The sequence below is a fragment of the Bradyrhizobium algeriense genome, from assembly GCF_036924595.1.
Taxonomy (GTDB): Bacteria; Pseudomonadota; Alphaproteobacteria; order Rhizobiales; family Xanthobacteraceae; genus Bradyrhizobium; species Bradyrhizobium algeriense.
In genome coordinates this window covers 7,290,936-7,305,420 of the sequence record NZ_JAZHRV010000001.1, presented here as the reverse complement: position 1 = coordinate 7,305,420, position 14,485 = coordinate 7,290,936, and the positions used below count along the sequence as shown (strand labels likewise).

Annotated in this window: 12 protein-coding genes; 5 read left to right on the top strand and 7 right to left on the bottom strand. The window is 62.9% G+C overall.

Annotation, left to right across the window (positions count from 1 at the left end):
* Window positions 1-19 precede the first annotated feature (19 nt).
* Together V1286_RS35075 and V1286_RS35070 are read right to left on the bottom strand one after the other, a co-directional pair.
* Window positions 20-1,405 (bottom strand): cytochrome P450, encoded by a 1,386-nt coding sequence (locus V1286_RS35075; protein ID WP_334487883.1) that lies wholly within the window; start codon window positions 1,403-1,405, stop codon window positions 20-22.
* Between the two features lie 140 nt (window positions 1,406-1,545).
* The gene (locus V1286_RS35070; protein ID WP_334487881.1) at window positions 1,546-2,919 is read right to left on the bottom strand and encodes a hydrolase; all 1,374 of its coding nucleotides are present in this window, start codon (window positions 2,917-2,919) and stop codon (window positions 1,546-1,548) included.
* A 149-nt stretch (window positions 2,920-3,068) separates the two neighbouring features.
* Here V1286_RS35070 and V1286_RS35065 point away from each other — a divergent pair, with 149 nt between their 5' ends.
* The 4 genes from V1286_RS35065 (at window position 3,069) to V1286_RS35050 (ending at window position 8,624) form a co-directional block, all read left to right on the top strand.
* Entirely contained in the window at window positions 3,069-4,757 is a 1,689-nt protein-coding gene (locus V1286_RS35065; RefSeq protein ID WP_334487879.1) for an MFS transporter, read from the top strand.
* A gap of 217 nt (window positions 4,758-4,974) precedes the next feature.
* On the top strand, window positions 4,975-6,114 hold the full coding sequence (locus V1286_RS35060; RefSeq protein ID WP_334487877.1) for a TRAP transporter substrate-binding protein: 1,140 nt from the start codon (window positions 4,975-4,977) through the stop codon (window positions 6,112-6,114).
* Between the two features lie 93 nt (window positions 6,115-6,207).
* Complete coding sequence (locus V1286_RS35055) at window positions 6,208-6,876, top strand: TRAP transporter small permease subunit (protein WP_334487875.1); 669 nt, start codon at window positions 6,208-6,210, stop codon at window positions 6,874-6,876.
* Window positions 6,873-8,624 carry a TRAP transporter large permease gene (locus tag V1286_RS35050; RefSeq protein WP_334487873.1) on the top strand — a complete coding sequence of 584 codons (1,752 nt, stop codon included), beginning with the start codon at window positions 6,873-6,875 and terminating at the stop codon, window positions 8,622-8,624. Before V1286_RS35055 ends, V1286_RS35050 begins: the two co-directional genes overlap by 4 nt.
* Window positions 8,625-8,712: 88 nt before the next feature.
* Here V1286_RS35050 and V1286_RS35045 read toward each other — a convergent pair whose 3' ends face one another.
* Both V1286_RS35045 and V1286_RS35040 read right to left on the bottom strand, forming a co-directional pair.
* Complete coding sequence (locus V1286_RS35045) at window positions 8,713-8,934, bottom strand: hypothetical protein (RefSeq protein WP_334487872.1); 222 nt, start codon at window positions 8,932-8,934, stop codon at window positions 8,713-8,715.
* 267 nt (window positions 8,935-9,201) lie between these two features.
* Window positions 9,202-9,483, bottom strand: coding sequence for a hypothetical protein (locus V1286_RS35040; RefSeq protein WP_108520213.1), 282 nt, complete (start codon window positions 9,481-9,483; stop codon window positions 9,202-9,204).
* Window positions 9,484-9,690: 207 nt separating this feature from the next.
* Between V1286_RS35040 and V1286_RS35035 the strand changes: the two genes are divergently transcribed.
* Complete coding sequence (locus tag V1286_RS35035; protein WP_334487867.1) at window positions 9,691-10,725, top strand: polysaccharide deacetylase family protein; 1,035 nt, start codon at window positions 9,691-9,693, stop codon at window positions 10,723-10,725.
* Between the two features lie 96 nt (window positions 10,726-10,821).
* On the opposite strand, the gene V1286_RS35030 is transcribed toward V1286_RS35035, so the two are convergent.
* From V1286_RS35030 to V1286_RS35020, 3 genes are all read right to left on the bottom strand, one after another.
* A complete protein-coding gene (locus tag V1286_RS35030; RefSeq protein WP_334487864.1) occupies window positions 10,822-11,265 on the bottom strand; it encodes a hypothetical protein in 444 nt (147 codons plus the stop codon).
* A gap of 106 nt (window positions 11,266-11,371) precedes the next feature.
* Window positions 11,372-12,898 (bottom strand): hypothetical protein, encoded by a 1,527-nt coding sequence (locus V1286_RS35025; RefSeq protein WP_334487861.1) that lies wholly within the window; start codon window positions 12,896-12,898, stop codon window positions 11,372-11,374.
* Between the two features lie 221 nt (window positions 12,899-13,119).
* Complete coding sequence (locus V1286_RS35020; RefSeq protein WP_334487858.1) at window positions 13,120-14,268, bottom strand: acyltransferase family protein; 1,149 nt, start codon at window positions 14,266-14,268, stop codon at window positions 13,120-13,122.
* Window positions 14,269-14,485: the final 217 nt, after the last annotated feature.

The following is a 14,485-nucleotide window of genomic DNA, read 5'->3' as shown; positions in this document are numbered from 1 at the left end:
GGTGGAACCCTGGATGAAATTATCGCGGCGTGATCGCAAACATCGGCGAACGGTCAGGCTGCGTCGTCACCACGCCGATCGGCATCACCGGCTCCTTGTCGACCAGCGTGACGCGAAACGCGCCGATCATCTTCGCCAGCGCCAGCGTTGCCTCGACCAGCGCGAAATGCGCGCCGATGCAGACGCGTGCGCCGACGCCGAACGGCAGATAGGCGAAGCGATCGGGCGGCGTGCCGGTCATGAAACGGGACGGGATGAAGGCGTTCGGATCGCGCCAGAGCTTTTCGTGCCGGTGCAGCAGCCACGGCGCGATCAGGATGACATCCTTCTTCCTGACCGGAAGCCCCGCGATCGTATCCGGCCCGCTGGCTGCACGCGCAATCAGGAACGCCGGCGGATAGAGCCGCATGGTTTCGTCGATCACCGCGCGGGTGAATTTCAGCCGCTCGATATCGAGCGTGCCGTCGATGGTTGCGCCCTGTACCTCGTTAGCGACGTCCTGCTGGACGGCAGGATCGAGCGCCAGCAGGTAGAGCGCCCAGAACAGCGCCGTCGCCGTCGTCTCGTGCCCAGCGAGGATCATGGTCGCGATCTGATCGCCAAGCTGCGCATCGGTGAAGGCCTGGCCGGTTTCCGGATCGCGCGCGTCACCCATCAGGTCGAACAGGTCGCGCGCCGGCGCGCCCTCGTTCTTGCCGGCGGCGCGGCGCTCGGCCATCAGCATGCCGACAAAGGCGGTCCAGCGCTTGCGGAAGCGGGCGCGGGCGAAATCCTGCGGGCTCGGCCAGCCCAGCGGCAGCAGCAGATCGAGAAAATTCGGCCGCGCCAGCCGCTCACCATAATCCATCACGAAATCGCGCAACGCAGCGCCATGGCGATCCATCCCGAACGAGAACATGGTGCGGCCGGCGATTTCCAGTGTCATCCGCTGCATGGCTTCGCGCAGGTCGACGGGCGCGTTGCTGGCCGCGCTCAGCTTGGCGACCGTCTCGTCGGTCGCCGCCAGCATGTGCGGAATGAGCGTCATCACCGCGCGTGGCGTGAACGCCGGCGCCAGCGTCCGGCGCTGATGCTTCCACGCGCGTCCTTCGGCAATCAGCAGGCCTTGGCCCAGTATCGGACGTAACACCCGGAAGCTTACCGGCGTGCGCGTATAGTTTTCGAAATTGTCGACCAGCACATGCCGGATCGCATCGGGCGCGTTGAGAATGAAACTGCTGCGCCCAAAAAAGCGGCCCTCGACGATATTTTCCTCATAGGCCCGCTGGCTCCACATACCGATCGGGCTGATGCGGATCGCCTTCATCCGTCCGAACATCGTCATGTCGTCGGGCGCCCGCGGTGGGCTCGGCGGCACCAGCGGCGCTCGTGCGGCCGGCACGTCGTAGGCTTCGGCTATGCTCATGGTGCCACTTTCGTAGCCCGGATGAGCGCAGCGATATCCGGGATCCTGCCAAAGCCCCGCATATCGCTTCGCTCATGCGGGCTACTGCCAAACTATGCCTTTCGATCCGGGCGCCATAAGGGCGCATCCATCCGAAATAGCTAATAAGTCAATTCGGCAATCGCAATGCGGTTTTCCGAGGCCGGCCAGGCCCGCGCCACGATTCGCTCTGTATTGAACATGGCTGCCACCGGGCGGCCAACTTCTTCCGCGGCAAGCCGCAAGGTCGAGATCGAATCGGCCGGCACGCCGGATTTCACGTCCTTCGGCTCCTTGCCGTCGATCAGCACCACATCCCGCGGCAAGCCGAAATAGCCCCGCGGACGCGACATCAGCACCACGGCACCCGCGCCCGCATCGGCCGGCCCGAGCGGGCGTGCGGCGCGCAGATGCACGATTTCGGAGGAGCGCGGAAACGGCGAGCGGTAGAGATGCGTGGTGGGAGTGCCGGCCGATGTCAGCACGATCTCGAGATACCAGCTCGGCTCGACCTGCGCCGGGCCCCAGCGGCCGTCGGCGCCGGTCTGCGACGAATGGATCGGCCCGGCGATGCGTTCGCCAGTCTCGGGAGAGACGCGATAGATTTCGACCGTCGCGCCGGATACCGGACGGTTGGTTTGAACGCCGCCCGGCGTGCCCGTCACAAGCCCGCTCAGTTTGACTTCCGCTTCCGGCACGATCTCGATGCGCGACGGCTCCCTCCCTGCGATGAATTTGTAGATCTCGCGAAATGCGCGTGGATGAAATGCGACCTCGCGATGATCGAGCGCGCCGAGCACGAGATTGTCCGCGCCCTTCAGCGCAGGGCCGTCCGATGTTACGCCGGTCGGCGTGCCCGGCTTGCCGACGAAGCGCCCGTCGGCTTGCGCATATTTGTCGTTGCCGTCGCTGCGCAAGGTGAGAAACGCCGTGCCCGGCGTCACCTCGCTCTCACCCTCGTTCAGGCCGCGCAGGAACGGACCGCGGCCGTTGAACTCACCGCCGAGCCCCTCGTCCCATTCATAGATGCCATGGTTGGGAACGCCGCATAGCACGGCGTGGCTGATGTCGGCCCCGCCGCCATTCCTGATGTAATTGCGGATCGAATAGCCGCCGCGCGAATTGCCGACGAGGGCGATGCGCGACGCGCCGGTGCGACGCTGCAATTCCTTGACGGCGTCGCCGAGCTGCCGGCGCTGGTCTTCGGTCGAGGAACGGTTTGCCTGCTCCACTTTGTCATCGGTGCGCGCCAAGGGATCGATGAAATTGATCGCCAGCATTCGCTCGCGCGGCACGCCGTTCGATTCCATGCGCCATAATGTGGTGATCCAGAGCGCCGCATGATCGCCATTGCCGTGCACGAACAAGACCGGAGGAACCGCGGCCGGCGCCGTCTGCGCTTGCACCCGCAAACCCAAAAGCGGGAGGCCGAACGAGCCAGCCAGTAAAGGCAGAGCTCCGGCACTTTTCAGGATCGACCGCCGCGACAGCCTCATTTCCAAACCTCCCGTTGCTTTTCAATATCTTAGCTGTGCGATAGCACCGTCGAGCGCCGTTCTGCGACTGGACAGGCCAGGGTTTTCGCAGGCATCACTTTAAGTTCGAATGGAATCAAGCCGGTGACAGAAGGCCAACGGAACCTATCATGACCGACCAGCCGAAACGCCGGGGCTTTGCGACTGACGGCATCGCAGCGCCGCTGCGGCATGCCGTGTTCCGGCGCATCTGGCTCGCCAGCCTCGTTTCCAATCTGGGGATCTTGATCCAGGGCGTTGGAGCTGCCTGGGCGATGACGCAGATGACGTCGTCCGCCGACAAGGTCGCGCTGGTGCAGACCGCGCTGATGCTGCCGATCATGCTGATCTCGATGCCGGCCGGGGCCATCGCCGACATGCACGACCGGCGGATCGTCGCCCTTGTCTCGCTCGGTATCGCGCTTGTCGGCGCAACCGTGCTGACCGTCATGGCGTGGCTCGGCTTCGTCACGCCGAATATCCTGCTGGCGCTATGTTTCGTGGTCGGCAGCGGCATGGCGCTGTTCGGGCCGGCCTGGCAAGCCTCGGTCAGCGAGCAGGTGCCGGCGGAAACGCTGCCGGCGGCGGTCGCGCTCAACGGCATCAGCTACAACATCGCGCGCAGTTTCGGGCCGGCGGTCGGCGGCATTGTGGTTGCGACGTCGGGCGCTGTCGCCGCGTTCGCCGTAAATGCCGTGCTGTATCTGCCGCTGATGGTGGTGCTGTTTCTGTGGAACCGCACCCATGAACCGTCGCGCCTGCCGCGCGAACGCCTCAACCGCGCCATCGTCTCGGGCGTGCGCTACATCGCCAACTCGCCGTCGATCCGCATCGTCCTGATCCGCACACTGGTCACCGGCGTGATCGGCGGCTCGATCTCGGCGCTGATGCCGCTGGTCGCCCGCGACCTCCTGCATGGCGGTGCGCAAACCTACGGCATCATGTTGGGGGCGTTCGGCATGGGTGCGGTGTTCGGTGCGCTGAATATCGGCGAGGTGCGCCGGCGCATGAGCGGCGAGGCCGCGGTGCGCGCCTGTGCGCTATCGCTGGCCGGTGCGATCGCTTCGGTTGCCCTGAGCACGAACGCCATCCTGACGGCGATCGCCCTGGTGCTGGCCGGCGCGGTGTGGATGCTGGCGGTCGCGCTGTTCAACATCGGCGTGCAGCTTTCCGCGCCGCGCTGGGTCGCAGGCCGCTCGCTGGCGGCGTTCCAGGCCGCAATTGCAGGCGGCATTGCGATCGGAAGCTGGGGCTGGGGCAACCTCACCGACATCGCCGGCGTCGAAGTGGCGCTGCTGGCCTCCGCCGGTCTGATGCTGCTTTCGCCGCTGCTCGGGATCTGGCTGCGCATGCCGCCGGTCGGCGCGCGCAATGAGCCGCCCGCCGAGGCGCTGGCCGATCCCGAAGTGCGGCTGTCGCTCACCGGACGCAGCGGACCATTGGTGGTCGAGATCGAGTATCGCGTAGCGCAAGACAACGCCCGCGCGTTTCACAATGTGATGCAGGAAGTGCAGCTCAGCCGCCAGCGCAACGGCGCTTATGGCTGGTCGATCGCGCGCGACATCGCCGACCCCGAATTGTGGACCGAGCGCTATCACTGCCCGACCTGGCTGGACTATCTGCGCCAGCGCAGCCGCGCCACCCAGTCCGAGCGCGCGCTGCACCAGCGCGCGATCGACTTTCATCTCGGGCCCGAACCGATCCGCGTCCGCCGCATGCTGGAGCGGCCGTTCGGCTCGGTACGCTGGAAGGAAGATACCCCCGACCGCGCCGCCAACGAGGTCCTGCCGGTGGTCGCGACGGCGGCAGGCAGCACCTGACCTGACGCGTGCGCCGCAGTCGAGCGGCTGCGCCGTTAACCATTTGGAGCGGCCCGGCAGGCCCCGCCGCGCCATGGGTCGCTGCCCATGCCGCGCCGCAGCTTAACGCCGCATTGGTATAACGTATCCTTGCCAAAGCTCGGGCCCGGCCTCTAAAGTTCGCCTCAATCAACAATGGCCGGCCGACCAAGGACCGGTCCCAACCGGGAGGACGCCCATGACCAAGCCAAGCAAGGACAAGACTTCGACGCGCCGCCGCTTCCTGAAGGTGGCCGCAGCGGGGGCTGCCACGGCAGTTGCCGCGCCGACCGTCGTCAGCGCCCAGGGGCCGATCAGCATGCGCTGGCAGAGCACCTGGCCGTCAAAGGACATTTTCCACGAATACGCCCTCGACTACGCCAAGAAGGTCAACGACATGACCGGCGGCGAATTGAAGATCGAAGTGCTGCCGGCAGGCGCCGTGGTGCCCGCCTTTGGCTTGCTCGATGCGGTATCCAAGGGCGTGCTGGACGGCGGCCATGGCGTGCTGGTCTATCACTACGGCAAGCAGACCGCGCTCGCTTTGTGGGGATCGGGTCCGGGCTTTGCCATGGACGCCAACATGCTGCTGGCCTGGCACAAATACGGCGGCGGCAAGGAGCTGCTCGCCAAACTCTATGAATCGATCGGCGCCAACGTCGTCTCGTTCCCCTACGGGCCGATGCCGACCCAGCCGTTCGGCTGGTTCAAGAAGCCGGTCGCGAAGGTCGAGGACGTCAAGGGCCTGAAATTCCGCACCGTCGGAATCTCCATTGACGTGTATTCGGGGATGGGCGCCGCCGTGAACGCGCTGCCCGGCGGCGAAATCGTAGCTGCAATGGACCGCGGCCTGCTGGACGCGGCCGAGTTCAACAACGCCACCTCCGACCGCGTGCTCGGCTTCCCCGACGTCTCCAAGGTCTGCATGCTGCAGAGCTATCACCAGAACGCCGAGCAGCTCGAGATCATGTTCAACAAGGACAAGTACAACGCGTTGCCGGACAAGATGAAGGCGATCATCGCCAACGCGGTGGATGCGGCTTCGGCGGACATGTCCTGGAAGGCGATCGACCGCTACTCCAAGGACTATGTCGAGCTGCAGACCAAGGACAACGTCAAGTTCTACAAGACGCCGGATGCGATCCTGAAGCGTCAGCTCGAGATCTATGACGACGTGGCGAAGAAGAAGTCGGCGGAGAATCCGCTGTTCAAGGAGATCGTGCAGTCGCAGATCGAATTCGCCAAGCGCGCGACGCAGTGGGAGCAGGACACGGTGGTGAACCGCCGCATGGCCTACGATCACTATTTCGGACCGAACGCCGCGGCGAAGAAGATCTAACGGCGAAATAAAACCGGCAGGGCGCCGTCCGGACCACCCTCCGGACGGTGCCTTGTGCTATGTTGGATCATTTCTCGCGGCGAATTGTATCATATGACCGTACAGAGTTTACTGCACACGATCGACGGCATCTCGACCTGGGTCGGTAAGGCGACCGCCTGGCTGATGATCCTCCTGATGAGCGTCGTCTGTATCGAGGTGTTCAAGCGCTATGCCGTGAACATGCCGACGGCATGGATCTTCGACGCCGAGAACATGCTGTACGGGTCGCTGTTCATGCTGGCCGGCGCCTATACGCTGGCGCAGAACGCCCACGTTCGCGGCGACTTCCTGTATTCCTCGATGCGGCCGCGCACGCAGGCCGCGCTCGACCTCGTCCTTTACTTCGTCTTTTTCATTCCGGGCATTGCCGCGCTGATCTATGCCGGCTATTTCTACGCCGCGGATTCCTGGCACATCAACGAGCATTCGAACGTCACGGCGGAAGGCCCGCCGGTCTATCACTTCAAGACCGTCATCCCGATCGCGGGCGCGCTGATCATGCTGCAGGGGATCGGCGAGATCATCCGCTGCATCGTGTGCCTGAAGACCGGCGAATGGCCGAGCCGGCTTGCCGACGTCGCCGAGACCGACGTCATCGAGGAGCAACTCGCGCACAGCGAATTCGTGGACGAGGAATCGCGCAAGCTCGCCATCGAGGGGGCGCAGCGCATCGATGAAATGGCGCGGCAGCGCGGCATGGGCGGGGACCTGAACACATGAGCGATCCCGCACTCGGCCTGTTGATGCTGACGCTCATCGTCGTCGTCATCATGATGGGCTTTGCCACGGCCTTCACGCTGATGGGCCTCGGCATGTTCTTCGGCTTCATCGCCTTCTACGACCCGTCGCAGAACTGGACGCACAACAGGGTTTTCGAGCTGATGGTTCAGCGCACCTACGGCGCGATGACCAATGACGTCCTGATCTCCATCCCGCTGTTCGTGCTGATGGGCTATGTGATGGAGCGCGGCGCGCTGGTCGACAAGATGTTCTATTCGATCCAGCTTGCTTTCCGCCGCCTGCCCGCCTCGCTCGCGGTCGCGACCCTGATCGTCTGCACGTTCTGGGGCATCGCCTCTGGGCTCGTCGGCGCGGTGGTGGTGCTGATGGGCGTGATCGCCTTCAACCCGATGCTGCGCGCCGGCTATGACGTGAAACTCGCCTCCGGCGTCATCACCGCGGGCGGCACGCTCGGCATTCTGATCCCGCCCTCGGTGATGATCATCGTCTATGCCGCGGTCGCCGGCCAATCCGTGGTCAAGCTCTATGCAGCGGCGATGTTTCCCGGCTTCTTCCTGGCGTTCCTCTACCTCGTCTATGTCATAGGCTGGGCGATGATCAACCCGAAGATCGCGCCGCCGCTGCCGGAGGAGCAGACCCGCGTCCCCGTGCCTGAATGGATCAAGAGGTTCGCGACACTGTATTCGCCGAACTTGTTCGTCGGCTTGTTCAAGGCGTTGTTCGCGCCCAAAAAGGCGAAGACGCTCGAGATCGACGGCAAGCCGATGGGCTATGGCGCGATCGTGCAGAACTTCCTCATTTCGCTGGTGCCGTTCCTGCTGACTGCAATCACGCTCGGCACGGTTTGGTGGTATGTCGTGATCCACCAGCAGGTCGGCGCCGCGGCGGAAGCCGTCGAAGGCCTGCAACAGCTCGGCAGCGCGCCGGTAACGAAGGAATTGTCCCCGTCCGAAAAGGGACCGGACACCCAGTTCTATATCTGGTTCGCGATATCGGCAGCCGTGCTGACGGCGTGGACGGCGCGCTCTTACTTGCGCATGGGCGGCGAGCGCTTCGTAGTGCTGAAGCTGCTGACGTCGTCGGTGATGCCGCTCGGCATCCTCACCGTCGTGGTGCTGGGCGTGATCCTGTTCGGCATCACGACCGCGACCGAATCCGCCGGCGTCGGCGCCGCCGGCGCCTTCATCCTCGCCTTCCACGCCCGCACGCTCGACTGGAAGCGCACCAAGGAAGCAGTGTTCCTGACCGCAAAGACGACCGCGATGGTGTGCTGGCTGTTCGTCGGTTCCGCGCTGTTCTCGGCGGTGTTCGCCATCCTCGGTGGCCAGGCGCTGCTGGAGAGCTGGGTGCTCTCGCTCAACATGTCGCCGGTGCAGTTCATGATCCTGTCACAGGCGATCATCTTCATTCTCGGCTGGCCGCTGGAGTGGACCGAGATCATCATCATCTTCGTGCCGATCTTCCTGCCGATGCTGAAGCATTTCGGCATCGACCCGGTCCTGTGGGGCGTGCTGGTGTTCGTGAACCTGCAGGCCGCGTTCCTGTCGCCGCCGGTCGCGATGTCGGCGTTCTATCTCAAGGGCGTCGCGCCGAAGCACGTCACGCTCAACCAGATTTTTGCGGGCATGATGCCCTACATGCTGATCGTGATCCTGTGCATGGTGATCATGTATCTCTGGCCCGGCATGACGCTGTGGCTGCCGAACTATCTCTACGGCGGCGGATAGAGCGTTTTCCGGCGAAAGCCTGCCCCGGAATTAATCCGGGGTGGAGGCGGGTTCGATCAAATCAAAAATGCAGACCTGGACGGGATTTTTACTGCCCGGCGCTCGTCAGCTTCTGCTGGCAGGCCTTGCTGATCCGTGATCGGTTCTGCTTCAGGCAGGCCAGAATGATCTGATCGCCAGCCTGCATCTGCGCCCGGCAATACCGCGAGACGTCGCGCGCGCACTCGTCATGCCCCTCTTTTTTTTGTGTCTGCGCCGACGCGCTGGAGGCCATCAGGATCAGGGGAATGACGAAAAGGATCTTGGTCATTTGCTATGCCTTTACACGAGAACGCAATCCGCGCGTTCTATATCGTTTTCCGGCGAAAGCCAGCCGGACTCCATCCGGCGGGACACCGGTTCGCGTCGAGAAAACGTGTCAGAACGGGAATCCGGGCATCGAAATTCGGCCGGCAACGCATTTGTGAACGGTGAAATCGCGCAACCGTTCGTTTTGTGCCCCCTGAAACGGAAAAAACGCCTGCGTCGCATCGACGCAAGCGTTTCCGAGCCGTCAGAGACCGCGAAGACCGCGCCGTTATTGCGCGGCGAGCTTGCCGGATTTCTGGGCAGCGAACTCGCGATCCATGACGCCGCGGCAGCCAGCGCTCAGGTCGGCGCGATGCTTGACCATGCAGGCCGTGATCTTCGGAATATTCGGGATTTCCGAACTGCAGAGGCGGAACGCGTCGCCCGTGCACTGCTGCTGCGCTTCCGAACTGAAAGCGAAACTCGCGGTCGAGGAAACGGCGGCGAAGGAGGTGGTCAAGGCCAGCACTAAACTAACCTTGCGAACGGTATTGAAGAACACTGCGGTCATTTTCGGCTCCTGTTGGCCCGGCGAAGCGAGCCCGTTGTTGATGGCAGGAGCATGCGCCTAGCCCGTGGACGCGACTGTGACTGACGTCACTCAGGCATAAAGCCCTCATTTTCTTCGTCTAACCGACGCGTGTTCGGGAGACGTTAAGACATTGTTGGCATTAATGCCCCGTTGCGTGTGTACCCCGAGTATCTGGAAAGAGTAGCGATGCGTAATGCGTTGGGCCTGATGCTGGCCAGTGTAGTGACGGCGGTTTTGATCACCGGCGTCTGGTTCTGGACCTCCGCACCGCGCGCCGACGCGGCCGCACCTCAAACCGTCGCCGCCCGCAAGGCAGAGCCGCTGCCGGCGCCCGCCGCGGCCAGGCCCGCGCTGAAGGACGATGTCGAGATCACCGCTTCTCTCTCGAAGCCGGCCCCCGCCCCCGCGCCAGTTCCCGCAGCCCAGCCGGTGCGATCGGCCTGCGCCAATCCCGATGCGCTCGGCGTCAGCCGCACCGTCGTGATCGACACCACGGGCGGTCCCGGTTTCGGCTTCCTGCAATACAAGCAGTTCGACTTCCTTACCGACAAAGAGGTCGTGCTGACGTTCGACGACGGTCCGTGGCCGACCACGCCGGCGGTGCTCAAGGCTCTTGCCGATGAATGCACGAAAGCTCTGTTCTTCCCGGTCGGCAAGCACACCACCTATCATCCGGAGATTCTCAAGCAGGTCGCGGTGGCCGGCCACACGATCGGCTCGCACACCTGGTCGCACGCCCATCTCGACAGCAAGAAGCTGACCGAAGCGCAGGTCAGGGAAGAAATCGAGAAGGGCTTTAGCGCCGTGAAGATGGCGCTGGGGACTGCGCCCGCGCCGTTCTTCCGCTTCCCGGGCCTCGCGCACACGCAAGGAGCCCTCGGCTATCTCGCCTCGCGCAACATCTCGATGTTTTCAGTTGACGTCGATTCTAACGACTTCAAATCGTCGGGTGCCGACCAGGTCATCCAGAACGTCATGACCAAGCTCGACAAGCAGGGCAAGGGCGTAATTCTGATGCACGATCTGCAGAAGAGCACGGCGCAGGCCTTGCCGACGCTGCTGCGTCGCCTCAAGGCCGGCGGCTACAAGGTCGTGCAGATGAAGGCCAAGGAGCAGCTCGAAACCCTGCCGGAATATGATGCGATGCTGGTGAAGGACCAGAAGGTGCCGGCGGTTGCCAGCCGCCCGATCAGCAGCGTGGTGCAGACGGTTTCGCAGTAAGGATTGGCGGGAAGCCGGTCGACGGCTCCAGCCTTATGCAATGAAAAACGCGCCCTTCGGATTTGAACCCGAGAGGCGCGTTTTGCTTTGGCAATGTTACCAATAGATGCCGTGCCGGTGCAGTGCGCCGATGATGCGAGCCCGGATCCCGTAGCGCATGCGGTGCGATCCCGCTCTCGCCGACATGTACGCCGTTCTCCGGGCCACGGGCCTTCCGGGCCCTGCGCTCATGCGTCCGGCAGCGGGCCGATACGCCCTGGCCGCTCTGGCCGCGCTGGGCCTGGCCGTCTCGGTCCTGGCCGTCTCGGCGTTGGTCGTCTCGGCCTTGCTTTCGGGCTTGGGCTCGACGACCGCGGGCCGCTCGACATATTTCGGTGCTTCCGCAGCCTGCGGGGCTTCGGCGCTTTTCGATGCATCCGTAGCTTTGGCCGGCGCCGGAGCCGCCTTCGTCTCGACGCCTCCAAGCGACAAACTTCGATCACCAGCCTGCGCGGCCGCGGAGACCAAAACAAATCCTGCAATGAGAATGAATTTACGCATGTTTGTATCTCCCCTTGAGGTCGAGGCGGAGACTACGGCGGGCTGCCGGTTCTTGATGTGAGACAGGTCACGCACCGCTGCCGAAGCAGCGGAAGGTCGGCGGATATCAGGACCGCGCCTGATCGGCTCGCCGCAAAATCTCGATACCGTTGATATTGTTGACGGGAATATAGGGTTTGAGCAGCGCGGAAAGTTCGGGATCGGCAGCCACCCAATTGCCCCAGTCGCTGTTCTCATTGTCGATCACAACAACATCCGGCGGCTGCTTCTTGAAATCCTCGACGATGCCGGCGCGTTCACGCGCGATGTAGCCTTCGAGGCGGGCCGCCATCGCCGAATCGATCGTCCCGTGCATCCGGGCCCGGCGAACGATCTCCCGCACCCAGAACGCCTCCTGGCGCGAGACCCATGTGCCCTCAAGCTCGCGCACCATCGGGTGACCAATGACGGCCGCCGCGCTCAGCATCAGGATTTTTGGCCGCGGCCCAAGTCGTGCGACCTGATCCTGGACTTGCCGCATGTCGACGCTTGCATTGAACCACAGGCATGCATTGGCAAAGATCAGCGCGACGACGAACATCGCGCTGGCGCGAAGCCGGTGCGAGCCCGCGCGCTCATCGTCGCCGGTCGAGATTGCCCAGCCTGCCGCCAGCAATCCAAGCGCAACCATGGGATAGGCGTGATAACCCCAGCCCTTGCCCTGAACGAAAAACGAGACCGCGAAGCCGAGCGATCCGGCCAGCATCACCAGCGACGTCGCGTCGGGCTTTCGCCGTCGGCTTTGCAACGCCAGCACGACTATGATCGCCGCCAGCCACAACGCCGTCGCAGACATCAGCAAGATGGCAAGGAACGGCACTTTCAGGAGCAGATAGACGTCGCGCACCAGGGGATAGATGAGCGTGAAATACTCCGGATAAAACACGACGATGCAGATGGCGTGGATCACGACCAGCGCTGCGGCGATCCAGTTCTCCGGCGCGAACAGAACCCGCCAGTCTCGCGCTTGCACTGCTGCTGTCACAATGCAAAAGCCGACCCCGAAGACGAAATACGGCTTGAAGTTCATTGTTGTCGCGGCGCACAGGCCGGCGATCAGGATCGCCGACGGCGCAACCCGCTCGCGATTGGCGCGCAGGACGTGGACGGCAAGCGCCGGTAGCAGCACCACCAGCGCCAGGTGTTCGCGCTGGCCGAAATCATACATCGGCAGGATGGCCAGCACCGCGGTCGCCCATGCGGCAGCCGCGCCACCGGCACGTTCGCGCAACGAGGAGAACCGCAAGGCCCGCCACGTCAGCGCCAGCGATCCCGCGATCAATAGAAAGATCAGCCCGTTGGTCACCACTTCCGGCCGCGCGTGGATCGCGCGTGCGAGGACGACCCCGAACATATAGACCGATCCCGCCATCGGCGGATTGGTCTCAAGGATGTCGACATACAGACGCTGACCGTCGAGCATGCGCTCGCAGACAATCAGCCACCAGCTGACATCGACGTTGAAGGGCAGAACCCCTCGCAGCATGATCGCCACCATGAACACGGCGACGACGGCGTGCAGGGGAGTCACGGTCCAGCTTCCCTGGCGGGCGGCCTTGGTCCCGGGAAGGCTCAGGCCGACATCGAGCGACATGCTAAATCCTGCGGGTGAATGTGCAGGCAAGCTAGAAGGGGCCAGTTAACAAGACATTTCGGAGGGGCGGATAGGTGCGCCAGGCACAGAGTTCGGGCACGCGAGCGGCAGAACAAAAGCGTCCGCAAACAGGAGCCCGTCATTACGCTCTAGATGGTCATCACACACTGGATGGTTGGTAATCTATTGAAACTACGGCAGTTTTACGAAATGCCGACAATTCAATACCTGGAGCTTGCCAGCGGTTCTGCAGGAGTTGCAGTCCGGCGCTTTCGCAGCAGATTTTTTCCTGGCACCTCGATCAGGTGATACGTGACCGATGCCAATCCAATCGTTGCGAAGACGAAGCCCACCAGGAAAAAAACGCTGTGGTAGGGCATCTGAAGGAGCAGCACGACAGATGCCAGATGCACTGCCAGCTGAAGCGGAAAGTGCACGAGATAGATGGAGTAGGAGATCGTGCCGAGATAGACCAGCGGGCGAAGTGTCAAAAACCACTTAACCAGCCGGCCATGGATCACACCGATGATCAGGGCCGGAAAGCATATGACCACGATCGCCAGGTCACGCAGCCCGACCAGCTCACCCCTCGCGCAGTAGTAGAGAAATCCGGAAACCGCCACGATGGCAAGTCCATCGGCGACGCCGCGCTCCAGGCTGATCCGCGACAGCCAGCGCGAATTTACATTGTATAGCGCTATTCCGCAGACGAAGCCGACGATCGTCCGAAAGATGTCGTTTCTGATGCCGAACATCGCATCGCCGATCACACCGTTTTGCAGGATCACCGCAAGTGACACGGCGAATAGCCCAAACAATCCCGCGCGCGCAATCCTGCGCGGGAGAGCGATGGCCGCCAGGAACAGAATGTTGACGACGAATTCTGTCGAGATCGACCATGACGGCCCGTTGAATGAAAACCCGCTCTCAAGCCCTGTTCGATTCAGCAGCAGGAGGTTCAATACGAAATCATAGTTGTCGTTGAACACATATACAAACGGCGGCGAGCTCAGACGATTGACCAGGATCCATTGCATGACGGCCACAGCGCATAGCGTCGCGAAGTGCAACGGATACATTCGGGCAATTCGCTCGCGAACGTTGTTCGCGAACGTCGCGCTGCGCTGGTCGTTCCAATACGCGCGAGCGAGCACAAAGCCGGATAACATGAAAAAGAAGTCAACGAGAAGCTCTCCGTGTCGATAGAAGGGCGCCATGAGATATGGAATCGGAGAAGCGCCGAAATGATTTGTGTAGTGCCATACGACAACGCCAATCGCTGCAAGCGCTCGCAGACTATCCAACTCATGCAGACGATTCAGTTCGCGGCCCCTGGAGATCCCTGGCTTGCGGTCCACATGCTCAATCATCCGGGCCAGTCTCAAGTCGGTGAATCCCTCAGCAAGGTTGCGGGGGCCTGCATGTCGATCTGTAGGAAATGGGCCGGTCTCTACGCCGAGTTCTTCGTTGACGTACGTCCGACGCGGTTCGGCGCTGCGAAACGCAGTTGAGATTTTCCGGGTTCTGGAAGTGTCGCGGAGCCAGCACGCTTGCTGATACCGCGATTCGTCATACGGCCATAGAGGA

Bases quoted from the DNA above. Each gene is read 5' to 3' on its own strand.
- V1286_RS35035 (WP_334487867.1), top strand. From the start codon at position 9,691: ATGCGTAATGCGTTGGGCCTGATGCTGGCCAGTGTAGTGACGGCGGTT.
- V1286_RS35025 (WP_334487861.1), bottom strand. From the start codon at position 12,898: ATGTCGCTCGATGTCGGCCTGAGCCTTCCCGGGACCAAGGCCGCCCGC.
- V1286_RS35075 (WP_334487883.1), bottom strand. From the start codon at position 1,405: ATGAGCATAGCCGAAGCCTACGACGTGCCGGCCGCACGAGCGCCGCTG.
- V1286_RS35055 (WP_334487875.1), top strand. From the start codon at position 6,208: ATGACCGTACAGAGTTTACTGCACACGATCGACGGCATCTCGACCTGG.
- V1286_RS35045 (WP_334487872.1), bottom strand. From the start codon at position 8,934: ATGACCAAGATCCTTTTCGTCATTCCCCTGATCCTGATGGCCTCCAGC.
- V1286_RS35050 (WP_334487873.1), top strand. From the start codon at position 6,873: ATGAGCGATCCCGCACTCGGCCTGTTGATGCTGACGCTCATCGTCGTC.
- V1286_RS35065 (WP_334487879.1), top strand. From the start codon at position 3,069: ATGACCGACCAGCCGAAACGCCGGGGCTTTGCGACTGACGGCATCGCA.
- V1286_RS35020 (WP_334487858.1), bottom strand. From the start codon at position 14,268: ATGATTGAGCATGTGGACCGCAAGCCAGGGATCTCCAGGGGCCGCGAA.
- V1286_RS35040 (WP_108520213.1), bottom strand. From the start codon at position 9,483: ATGACCGCAGTGTTCTTCAATACCGTTCGCAAGGTTAGTTTAGTGCTG.
- V1286_RS35030 (WP_334487864.1), bottom strand. From the start codon at position 11,265: ATGCGTAAATTCATTCTCATTGCAGGATTTGTTTTGGTCTCCGCGGCC.
- V1286_RS35070 (WP_334487881.1), bottom strand. From the start codon at position 2,919: ATGAGGCTGTCGCGGCGGTCGATCCTGAAAAGTGCCGGAGCTCTGCCT.
- V1286_RS35060 (WP_334487877.1), top strand. From the start codon at position 4,975: ATGACCAAGCCAAGCAAGGACAAGACTTCGACGCGCCGCCGCTTCCTG.